The organism is Alteromonas antoniana, assembly GCF_019249295.1.
Lineage (GTDB): Bacteria > Pseudomonadota > Gammaproteobacteria > Enterobacterales > Alteromonadaceae > Alteromonas > Alteromonas antoniana.
Genome location: NZ_JAESDH010000020.1, coordinates 74,539 through 93,552 on the forward strand (window position 1 = coordinate 74,539; position 19,014 = coordinate 93,552).

Annotated in this window: 15 protein-coding genes; 12 read left to right on the forward strand and 3 right to left on the reverse strand. The window is 48.2% G+C overall.

The features are described 5' to 3' along the window. Positions 1-92 precede the first annotated feature (92 nt). Entirely contained in the window at positions 93-797 is a 705-nt protein-coding gene (gene ubiG / locus JKP77_RS16250; RefSeq protein WP_218312213.1) for a bifunctional 2-polyprenyl-6-hydroxyphenol methylase/3-demethylubiquinol 3-O-methyltransferase UbiG, read from the reverse strand. A 306-nt stretch (positions 798-1,103) separates the two neighbouring features. Here ubiG and gyrA point away from each other — a divergent pair, with 306 nt between their 5' ends. From gyrA to pyrF, 10 genes are all read left to right on the forward strand, one after another. Further along, positions 1,104-3,794 (forward strand): DNA topoisomerase (ATP-hydrolyzing) subunit A, encoded by a 2,691-nt coding sequence (gyrA, locus tag JKP77_RS16255; RefSeq protein ID WP_218312214.1) that lies wholly within the window; start codon positions 1,104-1,106, stop codon positions 3,792-3,794. Between the two features lie 103 nt (positions 3,795-3,897). Then, on the forward strand, positions 3,898-4,983 hold the full coding sequence (gene serC, locus JKP77_RS16260; RefSeq protein WP_218312215.1) for a 3-phosphoserine/phosphohydroxythreonine transaminase: 1,086 nt from the start codon (positions 3,898-3,900) through the stop codon (positions 4,981-4,983). Further along, positions 4,980-6,272: a 3-phosphoshikimate 1-carboxyvinyltransferase gene (gene aroA / locus JKP77_RS16265; RefSeq protein WP_218312216.1), complete on the forward strand. Its 1,293-nt coding sequence runs from the start codon at positions 4,980-4,982 to the stop codon at positions 6,270-6,272. The genes serC and aroA overlap by 4 nt, the downstream gene beginning before the upstream one ends. 121 nt (positions 6,273-6,393) lie before the next feature. After that, complete coding sequence (gene cmk, locus JKP77_RS16270; RefSeq protein WP_218312217.1) at positions 6,394-7,077, forward strand: (d)CMP kinase; 684 nt, start codon at positions 6,394-6,396, stop codon at positions 7,075-7,077. A 100-nt stretch (positions 7,078-7,177) separates the two neighbouring features. Next, positions 7,178-8,848 (forward strand): 30S ribosomal protein S1, encoded by a 1,671-nt coding sequence (gene rpsA / locus JKP77_RS16275; protein WP_218312218.1) that lies wholly within the window; start codon positions 7,178-7,180, stop codon positions 8,846-8,848. Positions 8,849-8,924: 76 nt separating this feature from the next. Then, positions 8,925-9,212: an integration host factor subunit beta gene (gene ihfB, locus JKP77_RS16280; RefSeq protein WP_218312219.1), complete on the forward strand. Its 288-nt coding sequence runs from the start codon at positions 8,925-8,927 to the stop codon at positions 9,210-9,212. Between the two features lie 244 nt (positions 9,213-9,456). Next, complete coding sequence (locus JKP77_RS16285; RefSeq protein WP_218312220.1) at positions 9,457-11,805, forward strand: PilZ domain-containing protein; 2,349 nt, start codon at positions 9,457-9,459, stop codon at positions 11,803-11,805. A 94-nt stretch (positions 11,806-11,899) separates the two neighbouring features. Beyond that, positions 11,900-12,157 carry a LapA family protein gene (locus JKP77_RS16290; RefSeq protein ID WP_218312221.1) on the forward strand — a complete coding sequence of 86 codons (258 nt, stop codon included), beginning with the start codon at positions 11,900-11,902 and terminating at the stop codon, positions 12,155-12,157. Position 12,158: 1 nt separating this feature from the next. After that, positions 12,159-13,328 (forward strand): lipopolysaccharide assembly protein LapB, encoded by a 1,170-nt coding sequence (gene lapB, locus JKP77_RS16295; protein ID WP_218312222.1) that lies wholly within the window; start codon positions 12,159-12,161, stop codon positions 13,326-13,328. Positions 13,329-13,332: 4 nt separating this feature from the next. Beyond that, positions 13,333-14,037 carry an orotidine-5'-phosphate decarboxylase gene (pyrF, locus tag JKP77_RS16300; protein ID WP_218312223.1) on the forward strand — a complete coding sequence of 235 codons (705 nt, stop codon included), beginning with the start codon at positions 13,333-13,335 and terminating at the stop codon, positions 14,035-14,037. A 93-nt stretch (positions 14,038-14,130) separates the two neighbouring features. On the opposite strand, the gene JKP77_RS16305 is transcribed toward pyrF, so the two are convergent. Continuing rightward, positions 14,131-14,496, reverse strand: a complete 366-nt coding sequence (locus JKP77_RS16305) for a TonB family protein (RefSeq protein ID WP_218312224.1) — start codon at positions 14,494-14,496, stop codon at positions 14,131-14,133. Positions 14,497-14,655: 159 nt separating this feature from the next. Next, positions 14,656-15,783: an alanine dehydrogenase gene (gene ald / locus JKP77_RS16310; protein WP_218312225.1), complete on the reverse strand. Its 1,128-nt coding sequence runs from the start codon at positions 15,781-15,783 to the stop codon at positions 14,656-14,658. A gap of 136 nt (positions 15,784-15,919) precedes the next feature. Between ald and lrp the strand changes: the two genes are divergently transcribed. After that, positions 15,920-16,405, forward strand: a complete 486-nt coding sequence (gene lrp, locus JKP77_RS16315) for a leucine-responsive transcriptional regulator Lrp (RefSeq protein WP_218312226.1) — start codon at positions 15,920-15,922, stop codon at positions 16,403-16,405. 154 nt (positions 16,406-16,559) lie between these two features. Further along, on the forward strand, positions 16,560-19,010 hold the full coding sequence (locus JKP77_RS16320; protein WP_218312227.1) for a DNA translocase FtsK: 2,451 nt from the start codon (positions 16,560-16,562) through the stop codon (positions 19,008-19,010). Positions 19,011-19,014: the final 4 nt, after the last annotated feature.

Genomic DNA, 19,014 nt, shown 5'->3' on the forward strand with positions numbered 1-19,014 from the left:
ATTAAAACAAATTATTCCTAAATCGTTTTTTTTATAAAAACACGATATATAGTGATGTGCCCAAAATGTGAGCACAAGATATAGTATTTGACCTATTGGTCAGCCACAGTATGTAGTAGGTAATTCACATCCACATTGCGATCCGACAAATAAAAAGACTGCGTGAGCGGATCCATGTGTAAGCCAGTGATATGACGATTAAACAGCGACGCATGATCGGTCATCGCCATCAGCTCTGATGGTTTGATAAACCGACCATGCTGATGCGTTCCTTTTGGCACCAGGTTTAACACATACTCTGCGCCAACAATGCCAAGCAGATACGACTTGATATTCCGGTTAAGTGTGGAAAAGAAGACATGGCCGCCCGGTTTCACCAGTTTCGCGCATGCTGCAACTACCGAAGCGGGTTCCGGCACGTGCTCCAGCATCTCCATACAAGTGACAACGTCAAACGTGCCGGCATTGTCAGCAGCAAACTCTTCCGCAGTAATCTTTTTGTAAGTGACACTGATACCCGATTCCAGACCGTGAAGCTTTGCCACCTCTAACGAAGCTTCAGCCATATCAATGCCGGTTACTGTAGCACCGGCCCGGGCCATGCTCTCCGCGAGAATGCCGCCACCGCAGCCAACATCAACCACCGTTTTACCAAACAGCCCGTCTGTATGTTGCTGAATAAAATCCAGCCTGAGAGGATTAATCGCGTGCAGAGGTTTAAATTCACCTTCAGGGTCCCACCAGCGGGAAGCCAGTTCCCCAAATTTATCAATTTCCTGTTGATCAACGTTCGCCATATCGAAATCCAGTAGAAATAAGCAGACCAACGTAAGGTCTGTTTGAGTTATCGGGCTAACATAGCGTAAATTGGTAAATAATGGGATTGAAAATATGCGGCGACATTGCTGGTTGAATGAAAAATAAACGGTCAGTGCGCTGAGGCTGATTAAGCGATCATTCAGCGCTACATTATTTGACTTACCGGTGGTACACTCGGTATGAATTAACACCCCCATAATAAATTGTGCGCCGGGTATCAGAGGGGAAGCTCAGATGACCTGCCGGTAGCGCAAATGAACCGATAACAAGGGACTAAGCAGTTTATGACTGATAACGCTAAAGAAATCCTCCCCGTAAATATTGAGGAAGAGTTGAAGAACTCCTACCTTGATTACGCGATGAGCGTTATTGTTGGGCGTGCATTGCCCGATGTAAGAGATGGCCTGAAGCCGGTACACCGCCGCGTACTTTTCGCCATGAACGAACTCAAAAACGACTTCAACAAACCGTATAAAAAGTCTGCCCGTGTAGTGGGTGACGTTATCGGTAAATATCACCCCCATGGTGACTCAGCGGTATATGACACCATTGTCCGTATGGCACAGCCTTTCTCATTGCGCTATATGCTGGTAGACGGACAGGGTAACTTCGGTTCTGTAGACGGCGACTCTGCTGCTGCAATGCGTTATACCGAAGTACGTATGGCGAAAATCGCCCACGAATTGCTGGCTGATCTGGATAAAGAGACAGTGGATTTCGTACCGAACTATGACGGTACCGAATTTATTCCTGAAGTGCTGCCAACTAAAGTCCCGAACCTGCTGGTAAATGGTTCATCAGGTATTGCAGTTGGTATGGCCACAAACATTCCGCCGCATAACCTGACTGAAGTCATCAACGGCTGTATTGCTTTGATCGAAGATCCCAGCATTACTATCGATGATTTGATGACTCATATTCCAGGCCCTGACTTCCCGACAGCGGCGATGATCAGTGGACGTAAAGGAATAGAAGATGCTTATCGCACAGGTCGGGGCAAAATCTATCTGCGCGCGAAAGCTGAAATAGAGACGGAAGATAACGGTAAAGAAACCATTATCGTTAATGAAATTCCGTATCAGGTTAACAAAGCGCGACTTATCGAAAAGATTGCTGAGCTGGTTAAAGAGAAGCGCATTGAAGGTATTTCTGCACTTCGCGATGAATCCGATAAAGAAGGTATGCGGATTGTAATCGAAGTGAAGCGGTCAGAGTCCGCAGAAGTTCTGCTTAATCACCTGTATGCCAATACACAGCTGCAAACAGTATTCGGTATTAATATGGTGGCGCTGGATAATGGCCAGCCCAAAGTATTTAACCTGAAAGAAACGCTTGAATGCTTTATTCTGCATCGCCGCGAGGTAGTGACACGCCGCACCGTATTTGAACTGCGTAAAGCGCGCGACCGTGCACACATTCTTGAAGGCCTGGCAATTGCGCTGGCAAACATCGATCCGATTATCGAAGTGATTAAAGCGTCACAGAGTCCGGCAGATGCGAAGAAATCGCTGGTCGGTCAGGGCTGGAACCTGGGCGACGTCTCAGAAATGCTGGAGCGTGCCGGAAATGATGCTGCCCGTCCAGACTGGCTGATGCCTGAATTTGGTATTCGTGATGGCAAGTATTATCTGACTGAGCAACAGGCTCAGGCTATCCTGGACTTACGTCTGCACAAGCTGACCGGTCTGGAGCATGAAAAGATCCTTGATGAATATAAAGCGTTGCTTGAGCAAATTGCTGAGCTGCTGCATATTCTGAACAGCCCTGAGCGTCTGATGGAAGTGATCAGAGAAGAGCTGGAGCTGATCCGTGATGAATTTGGTGACGAACGTCGTACTGAAATCACTGCGGCAAGCCACGATATTGATATTGAAGATCTGATTGAACAGGAAGACGTTGTTGTCACGCTTTCACGTGAGGGCTATGTGAAGTATCAGAAACTGTCTGATTACGAAGCACAGCGCCGTGGTGGTAAAGGCAAATCGGCCACGAAGATGAAAGATGAAGATATCATCGAGCGCTTGCTGGTCGCCAACACGCACGATCATATTCTCTGCTTCTCAACCCGTGGCCGCTTATACTGGCTGAAGGTATATCAATTGCCGTTCGCAAGCCGAAATGCCCGAGGACGTCCAATTGTAAATATTCTGCCGCTGGAACAGGACGAGCGCATTACCGCTATTCTTCCGATTAAAGAATTCGAAGAAGGTAAGTTCGTACTTATGGCGACAGCTAACGGCGTAGTTAAGAAGACTGACCTGAGTCTTTACTCGCGTCCACGTTCAAGCGGTATTATCGCGGTGAATCTGAATGACGGTGATGAGCTGATTGGTGTAGCAATTACCCATGGTGATGATGACATCATGTTGTTCTCTGACGCCGGTAAAGTGGTTCGCTTTAACGAGAAGCTTCGCGATGCAGAAACCGGCGCAGTGAAGCTGGATCCTGAAACGGGCGAAGAGATGATGGCGCTGCGCCCAATGGGCCGTACGGCAACAGGTGTACGCGGTATCAAATTGCAGGATGATCAGAAAGTGGTATCACTGATTGTTCCGCGCGGTGATGGCGCGATTCTGACTACCACCGTGAACGGATTTGGTAAGCGCACGCCGTTGGACGACTATCCGGCGAAGAGCCGCGCAACCCAGGGCGTTGTATCGATCAAAGTTTCCGAGAGAAACGGGAAAGTGATTGGCGCTGTTCAGGTTGATGATAACAATGAGATTATGCTGATTAGTGACATGGGAACGCTGGTTCGTACTCGCGTATCCGAAGTGTCTGTTGTCGGCCGTAATACGCAGGGTGTTCGACTTATCCGTACCGGTGAAAACGAGCATGTTGTTGGTCTTCAGCGAATTGAAGAAGTTGAAGATGTATTAGACGAAGCACTATTAGAAGACGGTGAAGAAAACGCCGCGGTGGCTGAATCTGCTGACACCGATAACGGTGAAGATAAGCCAGCGACAGAAGAGTAGCGCATGAGTGTGCCGGTACCGTTTAGGTATCGGCTTCATGCAGGTTCTTTGGTAACAAGCGGCATATGCCGCTTGTTGTGTTTACAGGTGTTGAAAAAGCGCAATGAAAAACGTGTTTAATTTTAGTGCTGGCCCGGCCATGCTCCCCTATGAAGTCATGGCACAGGCTAAAGATGAATTTGTGAACTGGCGTGACTCCGGCTGCTCTGTCATGGAGGTAAGCCATCGCGGTAAAGATTTTATTGATGTCGCGGCTCAGGCTGAGCAAGATCTTCGCGATTTGCTGAATGTGCCTGATAACTATCACGTACTGTTTACCCACGGCGGTGGTCGCGGTCAATTCGCGGCGGTACCGTTAAATTTGTCAACAGAACAGCAGACAAGTTTACATCTGGTGAGTGGCTCCTGGTCTAAGGGGGCAGTCAGCGAAGCGCAAAAATATAATCAGCCGGTAGTGGTTGGAAATGTCAGCCAGAAAGACGGTAAACATTACGTTGAAAAACCTGTGTTCGATTCGTCCTGGTCAGACGCTGCGTATTATCATTTTTGCCCAAATGAAACCGTAGATGGGATTGAGTTTAGCTGGTTGCCTGAATCTGGCGATGTCCCGCTGGTTGCGGATATGTCCTCAACGATACTGTCTCGCCCGCTGGATGTGTCTAAATACGGTGTGATTTATGCGGGCGCACAGAAAAATATCGGCCCCTCCGGTTTATCCGTGGTGATAGTCAGAAAAGATCTGGTAGGAAATGCGCGTCAGGCCACGCCGTCCATTTTTGATTATGACTTGCTGGCGGGCTCGGACTCTATGTACAACACGCCACCGACCTTTTCCTGGTACTTAGCCGGACTGGTGTTTAAATGGCTGAAAGCGCAGGGGGGGCTTGAGGTTATTGACAAACGAAATGACGAGAAAGCTAACCTGCTGTATGCAGAAATCGACAACTCCGACTTTTATCAGTCACAGGTACACCCGGATAATCGCTCAAGAATGAATGTGCCGTTCCAGTTAGCCATGCCGGAGCTGGATGCTGAATTTCTGAAAAAAGCTGACGACGCAGGCCTGGTCGCACTGAAAGGACACCGCTCGGTGGGTGGCATGCGTGCAAGTATCTACAACGCCATGCCAGTTGAAGGCGTGGTGGCATTGGTAGAATTCATGCAGGAATTTGAGAGGACCCACGGATGATAGAAACACAACTGACGCTGGAGCCTATCAGTAGCGTCTCCGGTGAAGTTAACGTACCAGGCTCTAAAAGCCTCTCAAACCGGGCATTACTTCTTGCTGCGTTGGCTGAAGGCACTACCGTTTTAACTAACTTGCTGGATAGCGACGATATCAGACATATGCTCAATGCACTCACTGCATTAGGCGTTGAGTATTCGCTCAGCAATAGTAATACGCGATGCGAAGTTAAAGGAATAGGTGGCCGTTTCGAACAACCTGAGGCGCTGGAGTTATTTCTGGGTAATGCCGGTACGGCGATGCGTCCATTGTGCGCGGCTCTTGCCGCCAGCGATGTGAATGTAACGCTTACCGGCGAGCCCCGTATGGAAGAGCGACCTATTGGCGATTTAGTTGATACGTTGCGTCAGGCCGGTGCAGACATTACCTATCTGAAAAATGATGGCTACCCGCCGCTGAAAATTGCCGGACGCTCGCTTGAGGGCGGTACCGTTGAAGTTGACGGCAGTGTTTCAAGCCAGTTTTTAACCGCAGTGCTGATGGCCGCCCCGTTATTTACAGGTGATCTTACTATCACCATAAAAGGGGAACTGGTTTCCAAGCCGTATATTGATATTACCCTGGATACCATGGCGAAGTTTGGCGTATCTGTTACGAATAACGCCTACCGCTCATTTGTCATCGCGTCCGGGCAGAAGTACCGTTCACCCGGTCGGTTTCTGGTTGAAGGGGACGCGTCGTCAGCTTCTTATTTCCTTGCCGCCGGCGCAATCAAAGGTGGTACGGTGAAAGTCACCGGCATTGGTAAAAAAAGCATCCAGGGCGATGTGCGATTTGCCGACGTATTGGAAGCCATGGGCGCTACGGTTCACTGGGAAGATGAGTCGGTCAGTGTGACAGGTGCGCCGCTTAAAGGCGTGGATATGGACATGAACCATATCCCCGACGCGGCCATGACTATCGCCACCACAGCCTTGTTCGCTGAAGGACCAACAAGTATTCGTAACATCTACAACTGGCGGGTTAAAGAGACCGATCGCCTGCACGCCATGGCAACAGAACTGAAAAAGCTGGGGGCAAGCGTTGAAGAGGGTAACGATTATATTACAGTGTGGCCAACGGACATGTTGCAGCACGCTGAGATCGATACTTACAATGATCATCGTATTGCGATGTGCTTTTCCCTGATAGCATTGAGTGATACCCCCGTCACTATTAACGATCCGGGCTGCACTGCGAAAACGTTTCCAGACTACTTTGAACGTTTCAAAACTATCTGCCAACCAGGTTGATCATTTCCTGCTACTGTCGAAAGGTTAATGCTGTAGTTCGGGCTACAGCATTGCCAATCGTTTCTGAACGCGTATAATTGCGCGCGTTTTTTTAACCTTTTTATAATATTCTGGAGCAGGTATGCATCCATCACCCGTCGTCACGGTTGACGGTCCAAGTGGCGCTGGTAAAGGTACGTTAAGTAGCTTACTGGCATCAAAGTTAGGTTGGCATTTTCTCGATAGCGGCGCAATTTACCGCGTGCTGGCAGTTGCTACACTTCATCACGATTTGCCTTGTGATGACGAAGAATCGATCGTGCCTCTTGCCACTGGCCTGGACGTCAGCTTTGAAACAGAGGGAGAGGGCACTCGCATTATCCTTGAAGGTGAAGATGTCACCGACGACATCCGTACCGAGCAGGTTGGGGCCGTAGCATCAAAGGTTGCTGCACTCCCTCGCGTTAGAGAAGCGCTGCTGCGTCGTCAACGTGCGTTTCAGCACGAACCTGGCCTCGTCGCTGATGGCCGTGATATGGGCACAGTGGTTTTCCCCGATGCCGTGGTAAAAATATTCCTTACAGCCAGCGCCCAAGCTAGGGCAGAGCGTCGTTACGGCCAGTTGAAAGAGAAGGGCATGGATGTTAATATTGCGCGCCTTTTAACCGATATCCAGGCCAGAGACGAGCGCGATACACAGCGCGCGGTAGCTCCACTGGTACCGGCAGAAGATGCTGTAATTATCGATTCAACAGACCTGGATATCAACCAAGTCTTTGAAAAAGCAATAGATGTTATTAACTCACGCTTGAATGAGGTGAGATAAATCATCGCCAATGCTGCAACAGGATGTAGCGGCTTTTATTAATAACCCCACGGTAACCGGATTGTAGCGTGGATTAAACTTAAACTGAATTTTAAACCTTATGACTGAAAATTTTGCACAACTTTTTGAAGAAAGCCTACAGGAACTAGAAACTCGCCCTGGTTCAATTGTTAAAGGTACCGTAGTTTCTATCGACAAAGACATCGTTCTTGTTGACGCAGGCCTGAAATCAGAAAGTGCTATCCCAGCTGACCAATTCAAAAACGCCGAAGGCGAACTAGAAATCGCTATTGGTGACGAAGTAGACGTAGCCCTTGATGCAGTAGAAGACGGCTTCGGTGAAACTATTCTGTCTCGCGAAAAAGCGAAGCGTCACGAAGCGTGGGTTGAGCTGGAAAAAGCTTACGATGATAAAGCCACAATCAAAGGCGTTATCAACGGTAAAGTGAAAGGCGGTTTCACTGTTGAAGTTAACAGTGTACGCGCATTCCTGCCAGGTTCTCTGGTTGACGTACGTCCAGTACGCGACACCACTCACCTGGAAGGCAAAGAGCTTGAATTCAAAGTTATCAAACTGGACGCGAAGCGCAACAACGTTGTGGTTTCTCGTCGTGCTGTTATTGAAGCTGAAAACAGTGCAGAACGTGAGCAACTTCTGGCGAACCTGGAAGAAGGCCACGAAATCAAAGGTATCGTTAAGAACCTGACTGACTACGGTGCATTCGTAGACTTAGGCGGTGTTGACGGCCTTCTGCACATCACTGACATGGCTTGGAAGCGCGTTAAGCACCCAAGTGAAATCGTGAATGTTGGTGACGAAATCAATGTTAAAGTTCTGAAGTTCGACAAAGAGAAGCAGCGTGTTTCTCTTGGTATGAAGCAGATGGGCAACGATCCATGGCAAGAAATTGCACAGCGTTACCCAGAAGGTACTAAGATCTCTGGTCAGGTAACTAACCTGACTGATTACGGCTGCTTCGTAGAAATCGAAGATGGCGTTGAAGGTCTGGTACACGTTTCTGAAATGGATTGGACTAACAAAAACATCCACCCGTCTAAGGTTGTTAACCTGGGTGATACTGTTGAAGTTATGGTTCTTGAAATTGACGAAGAGCGTCGTCGTATTTCTCTGGGTCTTAAGCAGTGCATTGCTAACCCATGGGAAGAGTTCGCTAAGTCACACGAAAAAGGTGACAAAGTGTCTGGTAAGATCAAGTCAATCACTGACTTTGGTATCTTCATCGGCCTTGACGGCGGCATCGACGGTCTGGTTCACCTTTCTGACATCAGCTGGAACAAATCTGGTGAAGACGCGGTTCGCGACTATAAGAAAGGCGACGAAATCTCTGCTGTTGTACTGCAAGTCGACCCAGAGCGTGAGCGTATCTCTCTTGGCGTGAAGCAAATCGAAGAAGATCCTTTCAATAAGTATCTGACAGAGAACAAGAAAGGTGCTATCGTTACAGGTACAGTTACTGCAGTTGATGCCAAAGGCGTTACTGTGAACCTGGCTGAAGAAGTTGACGGCTATATCCGCGTTGCAGACTTGTCTGTTGACCGTATAGAAGACGCTTCTGAAGAAGCTAGCGTGGGTGACAGCATCGAAGCGAAATTCATGGGCGTGGATCGTAAGAACCGCACTGTGAACTTGTCTGTTAAAGCGAAAGATCAGGCAGACGAGAAAGAAGCTATCGATAAAGTTAACCAGCAAGACGACGGTGGCTTTGCTAACGCAATGGCTGAAGCATTTAAAGCAGCTAAAGGCGAGTAATGCTTTAATGGGGGCGTAATATTATGCTCCCATTCCGCAGTAGCTGTTTGGATTAATTTGTGACAATGAGGTTTTCATGACCAAGTCAGAACTAATTGAGCAGCTCGCGGATCAGGCGCGCCACATTCCTGCGAAGGAACTCGAGCTTGCAATTAAAGAAATCCTTGAGCAGATGGCGCAAACCCTACAGAAGGGCGAGCGCATTGAAATCAGGGGTTTTGGTAGTTTCTCATTGCATTACCGTGCCCCCCGCGTTGGGAGAAATCCTAAAACGGGTGAGACAGTGAAACTAGACGGAAAGTACGTCCCTCACTTCAAACCGGGCAAGGAATTACGGGAACGCGTGAACGCGTCAATTCAGTAATATAAAAGGTCGCATTTTGCGGCCTTTTTTGTGTCCGAACGAGTGAGCCCGTTAGCCTTTATGAAAAATTGCACAGTTTTCTACTACCAATAAACATAATTCTTTATCCTTCGTGTTATCTATCGCGAAAGGCAAACCACTGGTCGCTTCATTAAATTGTGTTGTTCAAAAAATAATTAGTTGCAATTCTCTTTGCACGCCCTTTATAGTAGGGCTGATGATGACATAATTATGCTAGACAGACATGTCAGTGGGCGAAGAAGAAAAAATTATAAAGCAGTATCAGCCACTCATACGCGCATTAATTCCATACGAGCAAGATAACCGTCTGCTGGAAGGCCTCAATAAATTTTCCAAGCGGTTACCCAGTAGCGTACGAAGGGTAGTAAAAGAAGAAGTAATCAGACTCACCTCTCTGACGGACGCCCCTGCCGACAATTCAGCATTTGCCCAATTCCCCGTCATGAAATTTAAGCACTTTGGTGTCCAGATGCGTCTGGACAAAGTCGGTGCCAGGATCCTCAAAGACGAAACGTCACTTTACCAGAACCGCTATACGGTTGGTGTCTTTGAATCGGTAATGAATTCTGACGTCTATCAGGCGCAGATAAAAAAAGACCAGTACAAGAAAATTGTAGATGCCTTTGCGGTTGAAACGCAGTCACTCAACGACATCGATTTTGGCGATGACATCGCGCTATCTCCAAATTTCCCGGTGTCCTCGCTGGAGTTTGAAAAGGGCAGGCACTGCAACGTCAGTTCGCTGGCTTTCGATACGATGGCCGTAGAAACGAAACGGCCACCCAACAGTAAGACCGGCGATGAAATTACGTTTACGTTCCCTGACGTGATGGGGCTCCACTTGCCCGACCAAGAGGTCAAATTCGTTCTTGACTCAGTAAAGTTTAATAAGCATTCCGGAAAGTACGAGTCCAATTTTAGTCTTCATGATGACGTTGAGCCCTATGTTTACGAAGCAATAAAAAAATATATTCAGGCGACGGCTTATAATCAGCCTCTTAAGCGCGATCTTGAAATCGAAAGAGCGATGCAGGATTTAGAGCGCGACAGGATCCTGGAAAGTAGTCCCTGGGTTCCCATATTTGTTTCAGTGACCAAACGTGAAATCAGCCCCGTCATCGCCTTACTTACTAAATCCAATATAAAGCACAGCAATGCTTTTTCGGTCCTTAAAAAACTTTCCGGCCAGGCACTTTTCAGCCACCTTGGCCGGGAAGTGAGTAAGTATGGTGAAGCCTTTGTGTTCCACGGTAGTATAAAAACGAAGCGAGGCATGGTTGAGGTAGCGATGACACATCGCCAATTGTTGGAGATTGATCAGTTAAGCGCTTATGTTTATCTGTTATCCAAGTCTGGCGACCTGTCGTGTACACATTGCCGTATAGAAGAGATTTCCGATGAGGATAAACATAAAAGCTTTTCTATCCATGATATCGATCCGAAGCAATTTACATCTTTATCCTCATTAAACCGGATTATTTTTTGCCGTGACGTCACTGATAAAGTCAGCAAGCTGACCCTTGGTACTCGCTGTGACTTTAAACCCATTCCAAAATCCTTTCTGGTCACCGATGACTGCTGGCGTATCGACTATGTGATGGAAGAAGACCTCGATCGGCGTTCTGAAACCCGGTACGTGGTAGACAAACCGGCAAGTATAAAAACCGGCTTACTATCCAGTGTCGAGGCAAAAGTTAATGACCTGTCTTCAAAGGGCCTGCAACTGACTATCAGTGACAAATCGCAGGCCATTGGCGAAGAGGTAAGGGTTACGGTTCCCGATCTTAAAATAAAGAATGAACGGTATCGTGTGGTGCATTTTGACCCCGAAAGCGGCGTGTTGCGACTTTGTCTGCTGGATTTGGCAAAATCCAGTAAAACCGGTGCCAGTGTGGATGCAATGGTGGAAGATAATACCGCATTTTATAAAATGCGTGACGTCGCGAGACTGCAGCGCGCCACACACCGGTTTATCTGGGAACTGGCAATCCGACATATGCCGTCTCTGGCAGTTCTGTGTGTACTGAACAGGCACCTTTTAGACAGACTGAAAACGGTTTATCAGGGTGATACCTGTGATGATATTTATCCGTTCTCTCAGGCAAAAAATATTACGCCGCTGCATGGTTTCTTTGCTGACAGAAATGCCACAAAACCAAAGTCCAAGATGCTGGAGTCGTTGTTTCAGGGCACATGTCAGACTACCACTGTGGTGCACTGTGTTCGCAAATCAGACAGCAAACTGGTTTTCATCAAAAATGATGATTTCCTTTACGGCAGTATGCGACAGCAGATAGCGCAAAAATTGCAGGATCAGAAAATCCAGTTATGCGTTACCGATATTTGCTGCATTCGTTCTCAAAGCCATTCAACCCCGTTGACCCGTAAGCGTCTTGCACAGCTTTCCAAAGTCGATAAGGGAGCGTATGACCAACTGTTGAAAATGCAGGAGGGGTATACCCACGTTATTTATCTGACGAACCTTTCCATGCTGCAAAACGACCTCGTCTCAGCAAGGCTACGGCCCATTCCGCCTGCTGACGAAGCGCTTACAGAGTCAGGTGCAGCCTGATTCAATCTTTGATCGCTAATCGCCACATTACGATGTTATGTTTCCCCGCAATTTGCTATGCTCTTCAAATTATTGAGTAACAAGGGCTTTGGCGTTGAAAGGGATCCTCTTCATCATTGTGGTTTTGGTACTGCTGTCACTGGCATTTGCAATTGGTTCGCAAAATGATGCGTTGATATCTGTGAACTACCTGATTGCTCGCGCAGAACTCAGAGTGTCTACGCTTATTGCTGTTACGTTGTCGGTAGGGGTGGTTATTGGCATATTGATAATGATGGCAAGCTGGCTGAGCTTAAGAGTAAAACTGATCGCTTCGCGCAGTAAGCTTCGAAAGTTAAACAAAGACCACTAATATGCTTGAATTGTTGTTTCTTCTCCTGCCGGTTGCGGCTGGATATGGCTGGATAATGGGTCGCAACAGCGTTCGTCAGGCACAGCGTAAACAATCAAGCATACTTTCCAGACATTATTATAAAGGCCTGAACTTCCTCCTCTCCGACCAGCCAGATAAGGCTGTAGACACACTTATCAAAATGATAAATCTCAACTCAGACACGGTTGAGACGCATATCGCCATGGGAAATTTCTTCCGCCACCGCGGAGAAATCGATCGCGCAATCAGAGTACATCAAAACCTGGTAAGCCGTGACGAAATTCAGCCAAGTCAGCGCGAAAATGCACTCAAGGAGCTGGGGAAGGACTACACACAGGCCGGATTTCTTGAACGTGCTGAAAACGCCTTTCTTCAACTGTTGAACAGTGAAAAACACTATCTGGTTGCTCAGCAACAACTATTCAGCATTTATCAGACTACCAAAGAATGGGGTCGGGCCATCGAACTGGCAGAGCGGATGGTTGATTGTCACGGCGACAATGACGATGTCAGCGGACGTCTGGCGCACTTCTATTGTGAGCAGGCCAGCCTTGAACTGAAAGCCGGTGAGCAGGGTAAAGCATTGACCTTACTGCAAAAGGCGGTTAACGCCGATGAGCACGCAGTTCGTCCCTGGTTGATGCTTGGTGAAATCGCTTTGGAGCAGGAGCGGTTTACGGATGCATCTTCCTACCTGCTGCAGGTCGCAGAACGAGATATTAGTTGGTTTAGCGAAGCGGTACCGTTACTGGAGTCCATCGCTGAAAAAACGGGTAACTGGAGCGAGTTTGCTGAGAACCTGGAAGCTCACTGGCAACAATGTGCTACCTCCTATCTGGCGATGGTAGATGTACTGCTGGCACAGGGTGAGCATAATAAAGCGGCGGAATATCTGCTTGAACAACTGCGAAATCGCCCTACAATGCGTGGTTTCAAAACCCTGATGGGGTTGTATATCGATCAAATTGAAGACAAAGCCTCTACGGAAAGCCTCGAGTTGCTTGAAGAGTTAGTTGAAAAGCAAATGATGCAGCGTCCCAAATACCGCTGCCAGAGCTGTGGTTTTTCCGGTAGAAAGCTGTATTGGTTGTGTCCCTCCTGCAAAAAGTGGGGAGTGGTGAAACCAATTAAAGGTCTTGATGGGGAATAAGGTAATGCAACAAGAAGCGCGCGTGATTATCGCACTGGATTACGATGACAAAGCGAAAGCCCTGGCATTTGTTGATGGATTGGATCCTACCCAATGTAAGTTAAAAGTGGGCAAAGAGATGTTCACTTTATTCGGACCGGATTTTGTGAAGTCGCTGGTAGAGAAAGGGTTCGATGTTTTTCTCGACCTAAAATTTCATGACATTCCCAATACGGTAGCGAAAGCGTGTAAAGCTGCTGCTGAGCTTGGTGTCTGGATGGTAAATGTCCACGCCTCTGGCGGCTTGCCAATGATGGAAGCAGCAAAGGCTGCCATCGCCGGTAGTTCACATCCACAGACTAAACTGATTGCGGTTACTGTGTTAACCAGTATGGATGACGCGCAGCTTGCTGATGTTGTCTCTGGAGTAACGCCTGAACAGCAGGTTCTGAAACTTGCCAGACTGACTGCTCGCGCCGGGCTTGACGGCATTGTTTGCTCTGCCAGAGAAGCAACGGCGTTACGAGAGCATATGGCTGATGACTTTTTGCTGGTTACACCGGGTATCCGTCCGGCAGGAAGCGACGCTGGTGATCAGAAGCGTGTTATGACGCCAGAAGATGCCGTTCGCCATGGTGTGAGTTATCTGGTGATGGGGCGTCCAATTACCCAGGCAAGCTCTCCACAACAGGTGCTGCAATCGGTCAACGACAGTATCAAAGGCTTGTAACGGTTACTGCGACAGTGAGGGACCTGTTACCTCACTGTCAATTGTCACTGATAACATGTGTTACTTTGGCAACCGTTAATGTTCACACTACGGCTATCCTGAGAAATCATATTGTGCGGTCACTCTCACTGGCACCCGGGCCTTATTGTAAGGGGATGGTGTGAATGTGGTATTTCTCAATGATTTTTTGACGACACCGTCCCATAATCCCTCTGGCGTAGACTTTATAATTTCTACGTCGTAAATATCACCCTCAGAATCTACCAGATAGCTGACGATGACAGTGCCCGGCTGCTTGGGCGGACTGCCATATGAAAAGCCGGATACTTCCGGAAGCCAGTACTTCGCAATGTCATGAAGAGGGATATCGACAGGCTTTTGAGTGAGCTGGGGAGTGCTGGCACAGGCGGATAAAATTAATACAAAAACGCTACTGGTAAGCCATTTAACGGACTTCATTTTAAATTCCTTTTAAAGCAGTAACAAAATGAGCAGTGCTGACAGTCTTATTCATTTTCGCAAGACAGATTACAGCAAAGCTACATCTATCATGCCCTGTCTTCAGGCAATAAAAAAGCCCCTTACGGGGCTTTCGAGTTCATTACATGCTGTCAAATATTAACGCAAGGCTTCTTCAGCAGGGGTGTAAGTCAGCCCCAGTTGCTTACCAAGTGCATCCACAACCGCTTTATAAGTGACTTTGCCTTCATGCACGTTAAGACCGGCCAGTAAGTGACGATCATCCAGCATTGCCTGCGCTGGCCCTTTGTTGGCGAGTGCCAGACCAAATGGCAGTGTAGCGTTGTTAAGCGCCATCGTTGAGGTCCGCGCCACGCCGCCAGGCATGTTGGCTACGCAATAATGTACGACGTCATCTATGACATAGACAGGGTCCTGATGCGTAGTGGCTCTTGAAGTTTCAAAACAGCCACCCTGATCGATAGCAACATCGACCAGAACAGAACCGGGCTTCATGGCACGGATGTGTTCACGGTTTAAGAGTTTCGGTGCCGCCGCGCCAGGGATGAGTACAGCGCCGACAACCAGATCCGCTTTTGAAGAGTAATGCTCAATGGCATCAACAGTAGAATATACGGTCTTAACCTGACCATTGAAAATATCATCAATTTGACGAAGGCGTGGAAGCGAACGGTCAAGGATGGTGACATCAGCACCCAGTCCCAGTGCCATTTTTGCTGCATTTGTACCCACAACACCGCCGCCAATCACCAGCACTTTACCTGGCGCTACGCCTGGCACACCGCCCAGCAACGTACCGCTACCGCCATGCGCCTTTTCCAGGTAGTGCGCACCAGCCTGCACTGACATGCGGCCGGCCACTTCACTCATTGGTGCGAGCAGTGGCAGGCCACCACGTTCATCTGTCACGGTCTCATAAGCAATACAGGTTGCGCCTGAGGCGACCAACAACTCAGTCTGCAACGGGTCCGGCGCAAGGTGCAGGTATGTGTACAGGGTCTGTCCTTTGCTTAGCTGCTTACATTCGTCAGGCTGAGGCTCTTTCACTTTGACAATCATTTCTGCTTCGGCAAACACTTTTTCTGCAGAAGAGGCAATTGACGCACCGGCTTCGGTGTACATCTCATTGGTAAACCCTATGGCTTCACCTGCGTTGCTTTCCACCATTACCTGATGGCCATGGCTAACGAATTCTTTCACTGCGGCAGGCGTCAGACCGATACGGTATTCGTGGTTTTTTATTTCTTTTGGTACACCGACTAGCATAGATTGCCCTCTTAAAAGTGTAGGATGATATGCGAATAAGCTGCGCAGTATACTGAAACAAAAACCAAAGTATCTGCTGAAAGTTGGGAAAGTGCAGTGTATTATTTGGCATTCAGAAAAATTTACGGGTTTTTGTATGTTGGTGAAAACACCCAAACACCTTGACCGCATCGATCGCAACATACTTACAGTGTTGCAGAAAGATGGACGTATCTCCAATGTTGATCTGGCAAAAGAGGTTGGATTAAGTGCAAGCCCTTGTCTGGAAAGGGTTAAGCGTCTGGAGGCACAAGGCTACATTACGGGATACCACGCAGTCGTCAATCCTGAAAAACTAGGCGCGGCCATGCTGGTTTTTGTGGAAATCACACTGACCAAAACGTCGGTTGATATCTTTGCAGAATTTTCTGCTGCAGTGAAACAACATGACGATATTCAGGAGTGCCACCTGGTGTCCGGTGACTTTGATTTTTTACTTAAAGCCCGCGTGGCTGATATGTCGAGTTATCGTCGACTGCTTGGTGATACCTTACTACGATTGCCAGGTGTGAGCGAATCACGCACCTATGTGGTCATGGAAGAGGTCAAAAGCACAACTGCACTTCGTATTAATCTGAAGTAATTTGGCATAGGCTTGCCAACCCCCTTTGTGGTAGGCTTTGACAATAAAAAATGAAGTAGCAGAAGCAATGTTTCAGGTTGCATTCAGGCTGTCTGATACAGACTGGTGTATGAATTGCTTACTGTAGTACTAAAATATAGTGATTTATTTAGGTATGGCGCGACTTTCCGGAATCCAGCGTTTGTGGGAAGCAGGCATGATGATAGCCTGCGTTTTTGCATTTTTTCTGTTGCTGGCATTAGCATCTTTTCATCCCGGTGACCCAGGCTGGAGTCAGGCGGGTTTACAATTGGACGTTCACAATTGGGTGGGCGCGAGTGGCGCGTGGATAGCGGATCTTCTGCTGTTCAGCTTTGGTTATCTGGCGTGGGCGCTACCTTTTTGCTGTGCATTTTTAGGTTGGTTTTTGTTTCAGCACATCAAACAACTGGACGAGTTTGATTATCTGACAATCGGGCTTCGAATCATTGGCGGGCTGTTGCTGGCTCTCGGCGCTACCGGCATTGCCAGTATCAACTTCAACGATATCTATAACTTCTCAGCTGGCGGTTTCGTAGGTGATGTCATCAGCTCTGCGCTGATCCCTTATTTTAATACTGCTGGCACTATCCTGTTGCTGCTCTGTTTTTTCTGTACCGGCTTTACCCTGCTGACAGGTATCAGCTGGCTGACCATCATCGACAGTATTGGAAGTGCGACACTGTGGACCGGGCGAAAGGCCGTAGGGATACCTCAGCAATTAATGGGCATAGAAATGCCCCGGCTGGCGCTACCTTCACGAGAGCAGGGAAGTGAGAACGAGTCAGATATTGATATCACCAGTATGCGCGCAGAGCCCCCTTCCGAAGAGACAAAAGTACCCAGGCCGCAGCCACAGAGGGAAGAACCCAGCTTTGGTATTCCTGATGAAATATTCGATGATGGCGATGAGCCACCGTTTGTCGTCGAAGACGATAAACCTGCACCAAAAGAAAAATCGTCACTGTTTTCTGGCGTCAAAGAAAAGATGCGGGCGGCAAGTAGTGCTCCGGCAACGGAATCTCAGCCAACACCGGCTACCAAGACACCGCCACCGTCCAAACCTACAGCTGTGACGGAAGAGGCGCCGGATGGCCCTATGCCATCTTTTGATTTGTTAGAGCGCGCAGATAAACATGAAAATCCGATTTCGCAGGAAGAGCTGGATATCGTCTCACGCTTGGTTGAAGAGAAACTGGCTGACTTCAATATCGAAGCAACGGTTGTGGGCGTTTATCCTGGCCCGGTAATCACCCGTTTCGAACTTGACCTTGCTCCCGGCGTGAAGGTGAGCAAAATTACAAGCCTGTCTAAGGATCTGGCGCGTGCCATGTCAGCGATCTCAGTACGTGTTGTTGAGGTTATTCCGGGTAAATCTGTTATCGGATTGGAGCTGCCGAATAAAAAACGTGAAATGGTAAGGCTAAGTGAAGTCATCAGTTGCGATACCTTCCAGTCGAATCCATCAGCACTGACCATGGTGCTTGGCTCTGATATCTCCGGAAAGCCGGTTGTGGTTGATCTTGCGAAGATGCCGCATTTGTTGGTTGCCGGTACTACCGGTTCGGGTAAGTCAGTAGGCGTTAATGTCATGATCTTAAGCCTGCTTTACAAAAGCACGCCGGAAGATGTGCGCATGATCATGATTGACCCGAAAATGCTTGAGTTGTCGGTCTATGAGGGAATACCCCATCTGCTTGCAGAAGTGGTTACTGATATGAAAGAAGCGGCTAATGCACTGCGCTGGTGTGTTGGCGAAATGGAGCGACGTTACCGCTTGATGAGTGCCCTGGGTGTGCGAAACCTTAAGGGCTACAACACCAAAGTCATGAAAGCGATTCAGGACGGTGAGCCGATTAAAGATCCACTCTGGAAGTCTGAAGAGAGTATGGATCCTGAAGCACCTGATCTTGGTAAATTGCCCAGTATCGTAGTGGTGGTTGACGAATTTGCTGACATGATGATGATTGTTGGCAAAAAGGTTGAAGAACTGATTGCCCGGATCGCGCAAAAAGCCCGAGCTGCCGGTATACACCTGGTTCTGGCAACACAGCGTCCTTCAGTGGATGTTATTACCGGCCTGATAAAGGCGAATATACCCACACGGATTGCATTTCAGGTGTCGAGTAAAGTGGATTCCCGTACCATTCTTGACCAGCAGGGCGCTGAGGCATTGCTGGGAATGGGTGACATGTTGTATTTGCCACCGGGTAGTCCGGTACCTACGCGTGTTCATGGCGCGTTTGTAGATGACCATGAAGTGCATGCCGTCGTCGCTGACTGGAAAAAGCGTGGTGAGCCTGAATATATTGATGAGATCCTCAATGGTGAAGCCACAGCAGAAGTCCTTCTGCCGGGTGAACAACCTGAAGGCGGCGATCAGGAATTAGATGCGTTCTACGACGAAGCTGTTGCGTTTGTTACAGAAAGTCGCCGGGCCAGCGTCTCCAGCGTTCAGCGTAAATTCCGTATCGGTTATAACCGTGCAGCCAGACTGGTCGAACAAATGGAAGCCAGTGGTGTCGTAAGTCCACAAGGACACAACGGTAACCGGGAAGTTTTAGCGCCCCCTGCACCAAGAGATTAATTAC